Origin of the sequence: Streptomyces sp. NPDC060209 (genome assembly GCF_042728155.1) — a bacterium.
GTDB lineage: Bacteria > Actinomycetota > Actinomycetes > Streptomycetales > Streptomycetaceae > Streptomyces.
Window position 1 is genome coordinate 1 of the sequence record NZ_JBHWZS010000253.1, and the last position, 12388, is coordinate 12388.

The 12388-nt window shown below is 69.9% G+C and carries 12 protein-coding genes; 8 read left to right on the plus strand and 4 right to left on the minus strand.

Annotation, left to right across the window (positions count from 1 at the left end):
* Positions 1 to 58: 58 nt before the first annotated feature.
* Together ACFWFI_RS33095 and ACFWFI_RS33100 are read right to left on the minus strand one after the other, a co-directional pair.
* Positions 59 to 1099: an RNA polymerase sigma factor gene (locus ACFWFI_RS33095; protein ID WP_387397504.1), complete on the minus strand. Its 1041-nt coding sequence runs from the start codon at positions 1097 to 1099 to the stop codon at positions 59 to 61.
* A 113-nt stretch (positions 1100 to 1212) separates the two neighbouring features.
* Positions 1213 to 1431, minus strand: coding sequence for a hypothetical protein (locus ACFWFI_RS33100; RefSeq protein ID WP_387397507.1), 219 nt, complete (start codon positions 1429 to 1431; stop codon positions 1213 to 1215).
* A 570-nt stretch (positions 1432 to 2001) separates the two neighbouring features.
* On the opposite strand from ACFWFI_RS33100, the gene ACFWFI_RS33105 reads away from it, so the two are divergent.
* Complete coding sequence (locus ACFWFI_RS33105; protein WP_387397510.1) at positions 2002 to 2880, plus strand: SMI1/KNR4 family protein; 879 nt, start codon at positions 2002 to 2004, stop codon at positions 2878 to 2880.
* Between the two features lie 25 nt (positions 2881 to 2905).
* Here the strand turns inward: ACFWFI_RS33105 and ACFWFI_RS33110 are convergent, their stop codons facing one another.
* Complete coding sequence (locus ACFWFI_RS33110; RefSeq protein WP_387397513.1) at positions 2906 to 3358, minus strand: hypothetical protein; 453 nt, start codon at positions 3356 to 3358, stop codon at positions 2906 to 2908.
* 162 nt (positions 3359 to 3520) lie between these two features.
* Here ACFWFI_RS33110 and ACFWFI_RS33115 point away from each other — a divergent pair, with 162 nt between their 5' ends.
* Positions 3521 to 4891: a cellulase family glycosylhydrolase gene (locus ACFWFI_RS33115; RefSeq protein WP_387397516.1), complete on the plus strand. Its 1371-nt coding sequence runs from the start codon at positions 3521 to 3523 to the stop codon at positions 4889 to 4891.
* A 100-nt stretch (positions 4892 to 4991) separates the two neighbouring features.
* A complete protein-coding gene (locus ACFWFI_RS33120) occupies positions 4992 to 6161 on the plus strand; it encodes a cellulose-binding domain-containing protein (RefSeq protein ID WP_387397519.1) in 1170 nt (389 codons plus the stop codon).
* Between the two features lie 46 nt (positions 6162 to 6207).
* Here the strand turns inward: ACFWFI_RS33120 and ACFWFI_RS33125 are convergent, their stop codons facing one another.
* Positions 6208 to 8061: a sigma-54-dependent Fis family transcriptional regulator gene (locus tag ACFWFI_RS33125; protein ID WP_387397520.1), complete on the minus strand. Its 1854-nt coding sequence runs from the start codon at positions 8059 to 8061 to the stop codon at positions 6208 to 6210.
* A gap of 219 nt (positions 8062 to 8280) precedes the next feature.
* Between ACFWFI_RS33125 and ACFWFI_RS33130 the strand changes: the two genes are divergently transcribed.
* Genes ACFWFI_RS33130 through ACFWFI_RS33150 form a run of 5 tightly spaced genes read left to right on the plus strand, consistent with a single transcriptional unit; the run spans position 8281 to position 12335 of the window.
* Positions 8281 to 9075 carry an acetoin reductase gene (locus ACFWFI_RS33130; RefSeq protein WP_387397523.1) on the plus strand — a complete coding sequence of 265 codons (795 nt, stop codon included), beginning with the start codon at positions 8281 to 8283 and terminating at the stop codon, positions 9073 to 9075.
* A 58-nt stretch (positions 9076 to 9133) separates the two neighbouring features.
* Positions 9134 to 10132, plus strand: coding sequence for an amidohydrolase family protein (locus tag ACFWFI_RS33135; protein ID WP_387397526.1), 999 nt, complete (start codon positions 9134 to 9136; stop codon positions 10130 to 10132).
* A 1-nt stretch (position 10133) separates the two neighbouring features.
* Positions 10134 to 10946, plus strand: a complete 813-nt coding sequence (locus tag ACFWFI_RS33140; RefSeq protein ID WP_387397529.1) for an iron-sulfur cluster assembly protein — start codon at positions 10134 to 10136, stop codon at positions 10944 to 10946.
* Positions 10943 to 11968: an NAD(P)-dependent alcohol dehydrogenase gene (locus ACFWFI_RS33145; RefSeq protein WP_387397532.1), complete on the plus strand. Its 1026-nt coding sequence runs from the start codon at positions 10943 to 10945 to the stop codon at positions 11966 to 11968. Before ACFWFI_RS33140 ends, ACFWFI_RS33145 begins: the two co-directional genes overlap by 4 nt.
* A 37-nt stretch (positions 11969 to 12005) precedes the next feature.
* A complete protein-coding gene (locus ACFWFI_RS33150; protein WP_387397535.1) occupies positions 12006 to 12335 on the plus strand; it encodes a putative quinol monooxygenase in 330 nt (109 codons plus the stop codon).
* The last annotated feature ends 53 nt before the right edge of the window (positions 12336 to 12388 follow it).

Sequence of the window (12388 nt, forward strand, 5' to 3'; positions counted from 1 at the left end):
GGCCTCTCGTTCGGATCTTGCCGGGCTCGCTGATCCGGCCTGATCCAAACGACAGACCCTAGGGCAGATCGAACGTGACGCCGAGCCTGGCGGTGCTGATGCCGGACGGTACCGAAGGCGCTTCCGGACTACGGACATCCGACGCGTCCACCGGCAGCGACGGTATCGACGTGGGCGTGGCCACCGACGGCCGTATCGGCGCCGGTCGGCCGGATCCGACCGATATCTCCACAGCCACCGTGCCCGGCGGCTCGTGGCCCCTCGGCGGCTTCCTCGGAACGGACCGCGAGGTGCCCTGGCGCGCCCGGTCGGTGCGATGCGGGTCCGGCGCGGGGGATGCCGCTTGGGGATGTACCCGAGTCGTACGGGGAAGGGGGAACTCCGCGGCCTGGGCGGCACGCGGCACCGCAGCCTCGGGCCTGCTCCCCTGAGACCGGCCGTCCGGCCGGTCGAAGGGCCCGGCAGGCAGAACCACTCCCGCCACGGCGAGCGTCACCGCCGCCGATGTCGCCCCCGCTGACTGGGCGACGTCCGTACGGGGAAATCTGCGTACGCATATCCACATGGCCGAGGCCAGTGCGAGGCTCCCGGCAAGGACGCTACGCAATGACCGTCTGGCCCTGGCGAGCAGCGACTCGGTCGCCCGGTAGCTCAGCCCCATGGTCCGGGCCACCTGTCCGACGTCGAGATCCTTCGCCTGGAGCCGCAGCGCCTGTACCTGCCGGGCGGGCAGCAGCTCCGCGCCGCGCTCGGCCAGCCATCTGGCCTCCGCCCGGTCGCACGCCATTTCCTCGACCAGGGCGGGCTCGACCGGAGCGGCGGAAAGGCTCTTGCTCAATTCCCGTTCGCGGGCGACCTGGCGGTGCCGGTCGGCGCATGCGCGTACGGTCGCGAGCCTGAGCCAGGAACGCACCCGGCCGTACTCGACGTCAGGGTCCTCCACCGCGCGGATCATGGCTTCCTGAACGGCGTCCTCGGCCTCTTCGGCGCTCGATGAGCGACTGCGCGCGATCTCCAGAAGCTCGTCCCGGTGACTCCAGATGAGTTCCCACCGGTTGCCCGGGCCGCCTGGACGGCGAGCGGTGCGCGGGTCGCTCACGTTCAAAGCCTCTGGTCCGTGGTTTCAGGTCCGATGTGGGTAGATCATGGTGCCCCACGGCCCCTATGCCCCGCGACCTGGCAGGTGTCGGGGCATACGGGCTCAGCGCCGGATCAGACCGAGAGCGTGGCGGCGGAGCCGAGGCCGGCGATGCCGAGCAGGTTGCCGCCGATTGCGCCCGAGAGGCTGCCGGAGAGCAGGTCGGCGTCTACCGCACCCGCGATGCCACCGAGGGGCGCCTCGATGGCAGCCGCGCCGGAGATGCCACCGGACACGACGTCCAGGTCCGCGTCGGAGATTTCCTGGGTCTGTATCTGGGGGGCGGAGCTCATGATGTGAATTCCCTTCGCATTAATTCAGAATGTCAGGGCCAACTCCGCAGTGGGGAATGACCCTTGCCGCTGTCACGGTCGCCGGAGCGGTCTTATCGTTCGCCCGGAGGCGTCGAATTCCGTACGGCTTCCGCGATGTGAGGGATGTAAGCACGCGAGGGCGTCTCGAAGCCACCCTTCAGCACTTTCACGTATGCCCTTCCGGAATCGAAGGGCCGACGCGGTCACATTGCTTCATGGACCGGTACAGCTTCTTCACTTCTCCGGCCGACGGACGTTCCGTCGGCCGAATCCTTGATCCGCCGCGAAAGGGACATAGTCGGCCGCCGACGTAATGAATCCGGTCCGCCCCCGTAGAGCCGCACGGCGCGCTCGGCCACCTGCGGACACCGTGTGCAGATCCGCCGCAGACGACCCGGGCCCGTCCGCCGGAAGCTCAGCCGGTGCGGATGGGGCCGAGGATTCTGGGATGCTGCATGCGCCGGCGCTTCCCCGAGGAGAGAACGTGCGCCTACCGGACGACCTGTGTGGAGAAGTCATGACTCGTACAGCAACCGCCGAGGTGGGGACATGACCGGTCCGCACAGCTCCGTCGCCCGGGTGATCGAGCGCGTACCCCCTCCCGCCGCAGCGGTGGACGGGCGCGGCGACTGGGCGGAGGCGGAGAGGGCGCTCGGCACCCCGCTGCCGGAGGACTACAAGCAACTGGTCGCGACGTACGGGCGCGGAGACTTCTGGGGCGCGCTGTGCCTGTGCACCCCGTTCGGTGACGACAACCCGGTCCCACTCGCGGCGGACCTCCTGGAGGACTACGGTCCGCTGCGCGACGACTTCCCCGCCCAGTACCCCTACCCCCTCTTCCCGGAGCCCGGCGGGCTGCTCGCCTGGGCGGTGACGGAGAGCTCGGCGCACGTGTGCTGGCTGACCGAAGGGCCTCCCGAGTCCTGGCCCGTGGTGATCTGGTCACGGGACGACGACTACGAGCGGTTCGACTGCGGGGCCGGCGCGTTCCTCGACGGTGTGACGGGCCGCAGCATCGCCTCCGAGCTCCTGCACCACGAGCCGGAGCTCGCACCCTGGTTCGACCCCACGGTCGAGCTCGACCACGTCTACGTCCAACTGGACGAGGGGCCCCGCCCGTACGCCGAGCGCCTGCGGATCCTGCGTGACGCGCTCGCCCCCACCTCGGACCGGGGCGGCCACGAGCACAACGGCCGGCGGCAGGACCACTTCGCCGTCGACGGCACCGGCTGGCTCATGACGTACGAGTCCGCCTACGGTCATCAGCTCCGGGTGGCGTTCCCGCCCGGTGACAGCTCGGAGGCCCGCCGCGCCGTACTGGCGGCGGTGGAGCTGATGGGGTGCCACGTGCAGTCGGCCGACACGATCCACGGCACGTCGTCCTGGGGCTCTGCCTCCGGGCCTGCGGACGGGTCTCCGTCGCGTTGATCCGCCGGCCGGCCCCCGGCCGGTCTCACCGGTGCGGTCGGGCGAGCGCCGGATCGGTCATGTCGACCTGGAGCAGATTCCCCCAGTCGTTGGCGAAGACCGCTCGCGTTCCCTCGTAACGCACGCCCACGAACGGGTTCGAGGACCACAGGGCGAGGACCCACACCAGGGAGCGGTCGGCGTCGAGGCGGGCGAGGTAGCCGATGTTGCCCAGTCCGCTGCCGCCGCCGGACATCCAGCCCGATCCGTCCGGCAGCGGGCTCTCGAAGTAGGGATCCGCCTCTGTGGAGCCCTCGGCCTCGACGGCTGCGGCCACGTCGACCGGCCCTCCGAGACTGAAGGGGATGGGCTGTCCGGCTTCCGGGTGGTATGCCCCGGGGCCCTCCACACGCACCTCCAGGCCGGTGTCGTCCGGTCGGTACAACCCGTCCCGGGCCGGGAACCCGCCGGCCGCCCACAGTCGCTCGATCACTCCCATTGCCCCGCCTCCCTGCCGACCGGCCCCGTCGGGACCGGTCACCTTCGTCGAATGCCTGTCGAATGTCTATACGCGCATCGGCGTACCGGTGTACGGTCTCGGGCCGATGGCCTTGGGAGCGCTCCCATGGCGCTGTTTCCGCTTCGCACGAGGAGGAACACCATGAAACGCCTGTTCGCCTTACTGGCGACCATCGCAACACTCCTGGGCCTCACGGCAGCATTCGGCCCCGCGGCCTCGGCCGCCACCGGCTGCAGGGTCGAATACACGGTCACCAGTCAGTGGACGGGTGGCTTCCAGGCCGGAGTGAAGATCACCAACCTGGGCGCCCCCGTCACCGGATGGACGCTCGGGTTCGCCATGCCGGACGCGGGACAGAAGGTCGCCCAGGGCTGGAACGCCACCTGGTCGCAGTCCGGCTCGGCGGTCACCGCCGTCGGCGTCGACTGGAACCGCACGCTGGCCACCGGCGCGGCGGCCGACGTGGGATTCACGGGCTCCTTCACGGGCGCCAACCCGAAACCCACGGCGTTCACGCTCAACGGCGTCGCCTGCACGGGCTCCCTCGAAGAGCCCCCGCCCGTCCCGGTCGACGGCACCCCCGTGGACGTCAACGGGCAGCTCCACGTCTGCGGTGTGAACCTGTGCAACCAGTACGACCGCCCCGTCCAGCTGCGGGGCATGAGCACGCACGGCATCCAGTGGTTCAGCGAGTGCTACAACGCCGCGTCCCTGGACGCGTTGGCGAACGACTGGAAGTCGGACCTGCTGCGAATCGCGATGTATGTGCAGGAGGACGGCTACGAGACCGACCCGGCGGGCTTCACCGGCCGCGTGAACGGCCTCGTCGACATGGCCGAGGCCCGCGGTATGTACGCATTGATCGATTTCCACACGCTGACGCCGGGCGACCCGAACTTCAATCTGGACCGCGCGAAGACGTTCTTCGCGTCCGTCGCCGCCCGCAACGCCGGCAAGAAGAACGTGATCTACGAGATCGCCAATGAGCCCAACGGCGTTAGCTGGTCGGCCATCAAGAACTACGCCGAGCAGGTCATCCCGGTGATCCGGGCCGCCGACCCGGACGCCGTCGTCATCGTCGGAACCAGAGGCTGGTCCTCGCTGGGAGTCTCGGACGGCTCCAACGAGAGCGAGGTCGTCAGCAACCCCGTCAATGCCACCAACCTCATGTACGCGTTCCACTTCTACGCAGCGAGCCACAAGGACGCCTACCGCACCACGCTGGGCCGGGCGGCCTCGCAACTTCCGCTGTTCGTGACGGAGTTCGGCACCGTGAGCGCCACCGGCGGTGGAGCGATGGACCGGGCGAGCACCACGGCCTGGCTGGACCTGCTCGATCAGCTGAAGATCAGCTACGCGAACTGGACCTATTCCGACGCTCCCGAGAGCAGCGCGGCCTTCCAGCCCGGCACCTGCAACGGCGGCGACTACAGCAGCAGTGGTGTGCTGACCGAGTCCGGGGCGCTGCTCAAGAGCCGGATCAGTACTGCCGACAGCTTCCCCACCAGCTGACCTTCGGCGGGGCTCCGGCCGGGCCGGGGCCCCGCCTCGATGACGGGGACCGCTCCCGTCGCTCTTCCGCACACCCTCACCCCCTACCTCGGAGGCACACGTGCGCGTCCTTCTCCCGCGATTACTCCGTCGGCCGTGGACGGCGGTCCTCACGGCCGTCGTGCTCCTGGCGTCCGGCTTCACGGCGGTGTCCGCGAGCGGCTCGGAGTCCGGCTGCCGCGTCGACTACACGGTGAACAAGTGGACCGACGGCTACACCGCCCGGATCAGGATCACCAATCTCGGCCCGGCGATCGACGGCTGGCGCCTGACATGGACCTACACCGGCGACCAACGGGTGACATCGGCGTGGAACGCGACCGCCACCCAGACCGGCGGCTCCGTCGTCGCCGTACCTGCGAACTGGAACGGCACACTGGCCACAGGGGGCACCGCCGACTTCGGCCTTCAGGGAACCTGGCAGTCGGCCGACCCCGCACCGAGCGACTTCGCCCTCAACGGCACGCCCTGCGGCCCTGACGGCACCCCGCCGCCGACCACACCCCCCACGACCCCGCCACCCACGACTCCACCGCCCGCCACGGACTGCGGCAGCGCGGTGATCTGTTCCGATTTCGAGGACCAGACCGGCCCCGCTCCGTCGGGCGCCTGGCAGTTCACCGCACCCGACTGCCAGGGCACCGGTACGGCTGCTGTCGACACCGAGGTCGCGCACAGCGGCAGCAGATCACTGCGGGTCGACGGACGGGCCGGTTACTGCAACCACGCCTTCGTCGCCTCCACCGCTGACCTGTCCTCGGTCGGTCCGGTGATGTACGTACGCATGTGGGTGAGGCACACCACCGCGCTCCCCTCCGCCCACGTCACTTTCGTCTCCCTGCCGGACACCTCCCAGGCCGGTCGGAGCCTGCGCGTCGGGGGCCAGAACGGCGCCCTGCAGTGGAACCGGGAGAGCGACGACGCCACGCTGCCGGCGCAGAGCCCGGCCGGTGTGGCGCTGAGCAGGCCGCTGCCGACGGAAAGCTGGCAGTGCCTGCGGTTCGCGATCGATACGACGGCCCCCGGTCTCGACACCTGGCTCGGCGACGAGCTGATTCCGGGCCTGCACGCCGACGGTGTCCCCACGCAGGACGTCGACCAGCAATGGCTCGCCCGCACCACCCCGCCCCGGCCCACGGCCCTGCGGCTGGGCTGGGAGAGCTACGGGACGGGCGACGACACCCTGTGGTTCGACGATGTGACCGTCGGCTCCGCTCCCATCGGCTGCTGACAGCCCGCCGGAGCGCCGGGGCGGTCGCCGCCCCGGCGAACGGTCCTCAATGACGCGCGGGAAGCGTGATTCCGTACGCCCTCATCTTGCGGTAGATGGTCGTGCGGGAGATGCCGAGACGCTGTGCGGCCAGCAGTTTGTTGCCGTCCGTCTCCAGCAGGGCCTGGACCAGGGTGTCGCGCTCGGCCGATTCCCAGGCGCTGAGGGAGCGGCTGCCCGCGCTGTGCAGGGACGGCGGCAGGTCACGGAGCTCGATCCGGAACGTGCGGCGGCCCGCGGCAGCCTTGCGCAGGACGGATTCCAGCTGGCGGATGTTGCCCGGCCAGTCGTGCCGGCGCAGCGGGGGCAGCACGTCCGGTGCGCACTCCACACCCGCGCCGACGCGTCGCAGCAGGCAGTCGACCAGGGCCGGGAGGTCCGCGAGACGGTGCCGCAGCGCCGGTACGGCGGCCGCCTCCGCGAAGCAGGACCGCAGGGCGTCCGGCACGCCCGGCACGCCCGGCGCCCGGTCGAGCGTGCCCACGATCCATGTGCCCTGAGCCGCCGCGGCGTCCAGCGCCCGGGCCACGGCGGGCCCCTCGGCGGTGGGCACGGCGTCGACGTTCCGCAGCACCAGGGCCCGCCCCGGGCCGGTGGGCGCCGCGTGCAGGGCGCGTAGCAGATCGGTCTCCGCGTCGATGTCCTGTCCGGTGCCGGGCCCCGGTCCCGGCGTACCGGGGCGGGGTTCCAGGGCGTCCACGACCACGGGCGCCGAGGCTGCCCCGGTGAGCGCGTGCGCGGCTCGGGCCAGCGCGGACTTCCCTGTTCCGGTCTCGCCGTGGAGCAGGAGCGGCGTCCGGTCGCGGGCACAGCGCGAAGCCGTACGGGAGACGGTGTTCCACACGGGGTCCGTCCCGGCCAGGCCCGGCAGCGGCCAGGGCCTTGCCGCCTCCTGCCCGTCGCGGGAGCGGGCGCGGGCCGCGCCACCGGGGGCCTGGTCCGACGACCGGTCCTCGAAGGCCAGCTCCAGCAGGTACCCGGCAGCGCCGGCGGAGCTGTCGATACGGCGGCACCGCATCAGGACGGTCTCTCCGCCGGTCAGCTGCACCTGCTTGCGGGTGCGCGGCGCATGCCCCAGTTCGGCGGCGGCATCGTGCAGCAGCCGGTGGTCGTCGCCGGTGAGTCTCGCCGAGGCCGCGGAGTTGGCGAGCACGAGGTCCTGGCCCAGGCAGAGCACCGGCCGGTCACCGTAGTGCGTCACCTGCTGGAACGCCTCCAGCAGGGCGCGCTGGTGCGAACTGCTGAACTCGTACATGACGCGCTCGATGTCGCCGGCGGCTTCCTGCACCAGGGCGGCCATGAGGGTGCGTGCCGGGCCGTTCCAGCAGGTCAGGTTCATGGCTCCCTCGACCCGCCCGGTGACCGAGTTGCGGATGGGAGAGGCTGCGCAGGAGACGTTCTGAAGGCGTTCGTTGAAATGCTCGGTGCCCAGCACCACGTAGGACCGGCGTTCCTCCAGCGCGACCCCGATGCCGTTCGTGCCGACGAACTGTTCGGCGTAGCTGAAGCCCGGGGCCAGATGGACCCGGTCCAGGTGCGCCGACAGCCTCTTCTCCCCGACCCGGCGATCGCGTACCCAGCCCTTCCGGTCCGTCACGATCACACAGGCGTCCGAACCCGCGAGCACCTGCTCCAGTCGGTCGAGGACCGGCGCCGCGGCCCGGACCAGACGGCTCTGCCGGTCGTAGTCGGGCTGGTAGGGGACGACGACCTCGTCGGTGCCGATGCCCAGGTACTTGGAGCGCTGCCAGGAGTTACGGATGCCCTCGGGCACGATCGTCGCAGGCGGCTCCGCGTTTTCGAGGAACTTCAGGCGTGCTCGTGCGATGTTCCGGTCCCGCGCTGTGCTGTCACTGAGCATGGCGCCTCCGATGAGCAGTGTTTCCGCCATATTACGAACGCGTTTGCACCTGTCAACGGTTGGTTCGCCCCGACTTCGCCGGGCGTTCCGCGAGCCCTGACGAGAGCGCCGGCCGAGTGTGTTCCACATTGAAAAACTCGACGGCACCCCCCGCCCCCACGCTGATGGGCAGCACCGCACGAAGCGTGCGGCCGCTCACCGTCGAGCACAGGAGCACCTATGACTTCCGCCGCCAGCACAGCCCGTACCGCGATCGTCACCGGCGCGGCCCGGGGCATCGGCCGCAGTATCGCGGAGCGGCTGGCCCAGGACGGACTCGATGTGGCCGTCTCCGATCTCCCCGGCATGAGCGAGGAGCTGGCCGAGGTCGCGGCCGGTATCGAGAAGACGGGCCGCCGGGCCCTCGCCGTGCACGCCGATGTGAGCAGCAAGGAGCAGACCGACGCCCTCGTGGAAGAGGTGGCCGGACGCTTCGGCAAGGTCGACGTCTATGTGGCCAACGCCGGCATCGCCAAGGTCACCCCGCTGCTGGACACGGGGCTGGACGAATTCGAGCAGGTCATGGCCGTGAACCTGCGTGGCGTCTTCCTCTCCTACCAGGCAGCGGCGCGGCAGATGATCGCCCAGGGCGGCGGCGGCAAGATCATCGGTGCCGCCTCGATCGTCGCGTACCGCCCGTTCGCGCTGCTCGGCACGTACTCGGCCTCGAAGTGGGGTGTACGCGGGCTGACCCAGGCCGCGGCCATGGAGTGGGCGCAGCACGGCATCACCGTCAACGCGTACTGCCCGGGGATCGTCGGGACCGCCATGTGGGACCTGATCGACGAGCGGCTGGCCCAGGAGGAGGGTCTCCAGAAGGGCCGGGCCATCAAGAAGTACGCGGAGGCGATCGCTCTCGGCCGGGTCGAGGAGCCCGAGGACGTGGCCTCCTTCGTCTCCTACCTGGCCTCGAAGGACTCGGACTACATGACCGGCCAGTCCGTCATGATCGACGGCGGCATCCAGTTCTCCTGACGCAGGACATCGAGCGACCGCTCGGTCACCCCCCACTCATCGAGAACCGAGGAGAGAGATGTATTCCAAGGACGGCGAGAACTACTTCATCGTGGACGCGCACGTCGCGCTCTGGGACGCGCGGCCCGAGAACCAGCTCAACATCCACGGCAAGCAGTTCATCGACTGCTTCTACGACTACCACCGCAACCTGAGTCCGGAATCGGAGCTGTGGCCGTACGAGGAGTACCTCTACTACGGCGGTGAGCGCCTGATGAAGGACCTCTTCGCCGAGGGCTACGTCGACCACGCCATCTTCCAGCCCGCGCGACTGGGGGCGTTCTACCGCAACGGCTTCGGACAGACCGAGGAGTCCTTCGCGCTCGCTCAGCGGCACCCCGACAAGCTGACGTACAACCACTCCTGGGACCCGCGGTACGAGCAGAAGGGGCTCGACCAGCTGCGGCGGGACGCGGAGCGGTTCCAGCTCAAGGGCGCGAAGCTGTACACCGCGGAGTGGAAGGGCGACAGCCGCGGATACAAGCTCGACGACCCGTGGACGTACCGCTATCTCGAGGCCTGTCAGGAGCTCGGGATCAACAACATCCACATCCACAAGGGGCCGACGATCCGGCCCCTCGACCGGGACGCGTTCGATGTCGCGGACGTCGACAAGGCGGCCACGCAGTTCCCCGAGATGAACTTCGTCGTCGAACACTGCGGCCTGCCCCGGCTGGAGGACTTCTGCTGGATCGCCACGCAGGAGCCCAATGTGCACGCCGGTCTCGCGGTCGCGATGCCCTTCATCCACAGCCGGCCCCGGTACTTCGCGCAGATCATCGGCGAACTGCTGTACTGGCTGGACGAGGACCGCATCCAGTTCTCCAGCGACTACGCGCTGTGGACGCCCCGTTGGCTGATCGAGCGGTTCGTCGACTTCCAGATCCCCGAGGACATGACCGAGTACGCGCCGATCACCACGGCGCAGAAGAAGAAGATCCTCGGACTGAACGCGGCCTCCATGTACGGCATCGAGGTGCCGGCCGGGCTGGGCGTCGCCGGACCGGTGGTGGCGTGACATGTCCGTCGCCTCACGGGAAGCGGCCGCTCGCGCGGCGCTGGACACGGTCTTCGACCCGGAGCTGGACGAGCCGATCACCGACCTCGGCTTCGTACGCTCCGTGACGGTGACCCCCGACGGCGCGCTCACCGTCCGCCTCAGGCTCCCCACGTCGTTCTGTTCGCCGAACTTCGCGTATCTGATGGCCTCGGACTCCAAGGACGCGCTGACGGCACTGCCCTGGACACGGGATGTCGTGGTGCTGCTCGACGACCACCACGACTCGGACCTGATCAACCGCGGCCTGGCCGCGGACGCGGGCTACCGCGGGACGTTCGGGGCCGAGGCGGAGAAGGATCTCGAAGAACTCCGGCTGACGTTCCGCCGCAAGGCGCACTCCGCGGCGATGGAGCGCGCGCTGGCCTGTCTGCTCCGCGAGAATCCGGACCTCACCGAGGAGGACCTCCACGACGTGGTCCTCGGCGACCTCCCCGACGTGACGGCCGCCGGTGCGCTGCGTCGGCGGCGCGCGGCGCTGGGGCTCGGCGTGGCGCCGTCCGAGCCCGTCCTCGTCGACGACCACGGTGTGCGCTACCCGCAGGGGGAGATCCCTCTCCGGCTGCGCTTCGCGCGTGCGGTCCGGGTGTCGATCGACGGCAACGCCCACTTCTGCCGGGGTCTGCTCCGCACCCGGTATCCGCAGTCCGCGGCCGACCAGTCCCCCCGCGCGGGGGACCCCGTAGCGGCGGACGGGCCCGTGCGGGCGGGAGAGCCCGTGCGGGCGGGAGAACTCGTACACCTCAGTGCTCCACCGAAGGAGAACGTCTCGTGAAAGCAGTCCAGGTCGTGGGTTACGGCCAGAATCTCCGGATGGCCGAGGTCCCGGCTCCCGAGATCACCGGCCCGTACGACGTGATCGTCAGGATCGGCGGAGCGGGCGTGTGCCGCACCGACATCCACATCCTGGAGGGGCAGTGGGCGCAGAAGTCCGGCGTGACGCTCCCGTACACGATCGGACACGAGAACGCCGGCTGGGTCCACGCCGTCGGCAGTGCCGTCACCAATGTCTCCGAGGGCGACAAGGTCATCGTGCACCCGCTGATCACCTGCGGACTGTGCCGGGCGTGCCGGGCCGGTGACGACGTGCACTGCGAGAACAACCTCTTCCCCGGTATCGACACGGCCGGTGGTTACGCCGAGTACCTGAAGACCTCCGCACGCAGTGTCGTGCGGATCGACGACTCCCTCGAACCGGCCGATGTCGCGGCGCTCGCCGACGCCGGGCTGACCGCGTACCACGCCGCGGCCAAGGCGGCCCGGAAGCTGCGGCCCGGCGACCGGTGCGTCGTGATCGGCGCGGGCGGGCTCGGGCACATCGGAGTGCAGGTGCTGAAGGCCGTCACGGCCGCCGAGATCGTCGTCGTCGACCGCAATCCCGACGCGGTGGACCTGGCGGTCTCCATCGGGGCCGACCACGGTGTCGTCGCCGACGGCGGCCAGGTGGACCGGGTGCGCGAACTGACCGGTGGGCACGGGGCGGAGGCGGTCATCGACTTCGTCGGCGAGGGCGGCTCCACCAAGGACGGCGTCGGCATGCTGCGCCAGGCGGGCGACTACCACGTGGTCGGCTACGGCGAGAACATCGACGTCCCGACCATCGACATCATCTCCGCCGAGATCAACTTCATCGGCAACCTCGTCGGCTCCTACAACGACCTGTGCGAGCTCATGGTCCTCGCCGCGCAGGGACGGGTCCGCCTTCACACCGCCAAGTACCCGCTGGACCGTTTCCAGGACGCCCTGGACGACCTGGGGAGCGGAAAGATCCGGGGCCGCGCGATCCTTACTCCGTGACAGTGTCCCCGCCCCGAATCACGAAGGAAGTGGCCCCTTGATTTTCATCACCGTGAAGTTCCGTGTCCTCCCCGAGCATGCGGACCGCTGGCCCGAGGTGGTCGAGGAGTTCACCCGGGCGACGCGCGCCGAACCGGGATGTCTGTGGTTCGACTGGTCCCGCAGCATCGAGGACCCGGCGGAGTACGTCCTGGTGGAGGCATTCCGCGACGACGAGGCCGGTGCCGCGCACGTCGGCTCCGCGCACTTCAAGGCCGCTCAGCAGACGTTGCCTCCCCATCTCGCCGCGACGCCCAGGATCGTCAACATGAAGGTCCCGCAGGACGACTGGTCGTTGCTCGGTGAGATGGCGGTCCAGGAGGGCTGACACGGGTCGCGCGGTCGCGGAGGGGGCCGGAGCCGGTGCACGGGCTCCGGCCC

Excerpts from the sequence above, each read along its gene's own strand:
- ACFWFI_RS33100 (WP_387397507.1), bottom strand. The coding sequence starts at position 1,431 with ATGAGCTCCGCCCCCCAGATACAGACCCAGGAAATCTCCGACGCGGAC.
- ACFWFI_RS33105 (WP_387397510.1), top strand. The coding sequence starts at position 2,002 with ATGACCGGTCCGCACAGCTCCGTCGCCCGGGTGATCGAGCGCGTACCC.
- ACFWFI_RS33110 (WP_387397513.1), bottom strand. The coding sequence starts at position 3,358 with ATGGGAGTGATCGAGCGACTGTGGGCGGCCGGCGGGTTCCCGGCCCGG.
- ACFWFI_RS33115 (WP_387397516.1), top strand. The coding sequence starts at position 3,521 with ATGAAACGCCTGTTCGCCTTACTGGCGACCATCGCAACACTCCTGGGC.
- ACFWFI_RS33125 (WP_387397520.1), bottom strand. The coding sequence starts at position 8,061 with ATGCTCAGTGACAGCACAGCGCGGGACCGGAACATCGCACGAGCACGC.
- ACFWFI_RS33130 (WP_387397523.1), top strand. The coding sequence starts at position 8,281 with ATGACTTCCGCCGCCAGCACAGCCCGTACCGCGATCGTCACCGGCGCG.
- ACFWFI_RS33135 (WP_387397526.1), top strand. The coding sequence starts at position 9,134 with ATGTATTCCAAGGACGGCGAGAACTACTTCATCGTGGACGCGCACGTC.
- ACFWFI_RS33140 (WP_387397529.1), top strand. The coding sequence starts at position 10,134 with ATGTCCGTCGCCTCACGGGAAGCGGCCGCTCGCGCGGCGCTGGACACG.